Source organism: Mesorhizobium sp. M1066, from assembly GCF_040318635.1.
Taxonomy (GTDB): domain Bacteria; phylum Pseudomonadota; class Alphaproteobacteria; order Rhizobiales; family Rhizobiaceae; genus Mesorhizobium.
This window is the reverse complement of record NZ_JAMYMR010000104.1, coordinates 1-1,560: the sequence shown is the minus strand read 5'-3', so window position 1 is coordinate 1,560 and position 1,560 is coordinate 1. Positions and strand designations below refer to the sequence as shown.

Annotated in this window: 2 protein-coding genes; both read left to right on the top strand. The window is 62.8% G+C overall.

The window, feature by feature from the left end:
• Positions 1 to 80: 80 nt before the first annotated feature.
• Positions 81 to 1,196, top strand: coding sequence for an IS5 family transposase (locus NKH52_RS35280; protein ID WP_352656840.1), 1,116 nt, complete (start codon positions 81 to 83; stop codon positions 1,194 to 1,196).
• Positions 1,196 to 1,540 carry a hypothetical protein gene (locus NKH52_RS35275; protein WP_352656837.1) on the top strand — a complete coding sequence of 115 codons (345 nt, stop codon included), beginning with the start codon at positions 1,196 to 1,198 and terminating at the stop codon, positions 1,538 to 1,540. Before NKH52_RS35280 ends, NKH52_RS35275 begins: the two co-directional genes overlap by 1 nt.
• Positions 1,541 to 1,560: the final 20 nt, after the last annotated feature.

Below are 1,560 nucleotides of genomic sequence, written 5' to 3'. Positions count from 1 at the left end.
CTAGCAGGCTGTTGAAAAAGGCGCTCGCTGCAAGGCTCTGACCGTGATTCATTGGCTCCGAAGGGATTTGGAGGTGACGAGTGCGCGGCGGCGATGATCGAACTGGCGAACTGTTCAGCTATGTTGACCTTGAGGCGCGGGTGCGGCGCAATCATCCGTTGCGGGCGATCCGGACGATCGTGAATGAAGCCCTGTCGGCGCTGGAGCGGGACTTCGCGGCGCTGTATTCGCCGATTGGACGGCCATCGATCCCGCCGGAGAAGCTGCTGCGGGCGATGCTATTGCAGGCGTTCTATTCAATCCGCTCGGAGCGGCTGTTGATGGAGCGGCTGGAATACGACCTTCTGTTCCGCTGGTTCGTCGGGATTGGCGTTGACGATGCGGCCTGGGATCATTCTGTGTTCTCCAAGAACCGCGACCGGTTGCTGGAGGGCGACATCGCCGCAAAGTTCCTGAGCGCGGTGCTGGCGCAGCCCAAGGTGAAGAAGCTGCTGTCCACGGATCACTTCTCGGTCGACGGCACGCTGATCGAGGCCTGGGCATCAATGAAGAGCGTGAAGCCGAAGGATGGCTCGGGCGAAGCGCCGAAGGATGGCTCGGGCGAGCCGCCGGCAGAGGGCGGTGGGCGCAATACGGAGGCAGACTTCCATGGCCAGAAGCGTTCGAACGAGACGCATGTCTCGACCACCGATCCGGACGCAAGGCTCTATCGCAAGGGGCAAGGCAAGGAGGCCAAGCTCTGCTTCATGGGACATGGGCTGATGGAGAACCGCCATGGCCTGCTGGTCGATGCTTGCCTGACGCAGGCCGACGGGCATGCCGAGCGGGTGGCCGCCCTGCACATGATTGAACCTCGCGCTGACCGGTCGCAGGCGATCACGCTCGGCGCCGACAAGGCCTATGATGCGCAGGACTTCATCAACGAGTTGCGCTCGATGAAGGTGACGCCGCACGTGGCGCAGAACACGAACGGTCGTCGTTCGGCGATCGACGGGCGCACGACGCGGCATGGCGGCTACGCCGTCAGCCAGCGCATCCGTAAGCGGATCGAGGAAGCCTTCGGCTGGATCAAGACCATCGCCGGGCAGGCGAAGACGAAGTTGCGTGGCCGCGACCGCGTCGGATGGGCCTTCACCTTCAGCGCTGCCGCCTACAATCTGGTGCGCTTGCCGAAGCTCATCGTGGAGACCAGCTGATGGCCAAGGTTCCAGCCATCGCCAAGGCCTTTGCCGGTCGCTGGCGTATCGTCGAAATGGATGTCTGGGACAACGACTTCCTCGATCTCGTCGAAGAGGCGCACCTGACGTTCAAAGGCGCGGCAGACGGAGAGATCGCCTTCGGCGCACTGAAAGGCTTCCTCGATGTCCGCTACGGCGCGCGAGACGGTTCGGCATGCGCGGAGTTCTCTTGGGAAGGGCACGATGAGAATGATCCGGCATCTGGCCGCGGCTGGCTTGTCATCGGCACCGCAGGTCGCCTCGTCGGCCACTTCTACATCCACAATGCCGACGATTCAGGCTTCGTCTGCGAACGCGGCTGACTTCTTCAACAGCCTGCTAG

Excerpts from the sequence above, each read along its gene's own strand:
- NKH52_RS35275 (WP_352656837.1), top strand. The coding sequence starts at position 1,196 with ATGGCCAAGGTTCCAGCCATCGCCAAGGCCTTTGCCGGTCGCTGGCGT.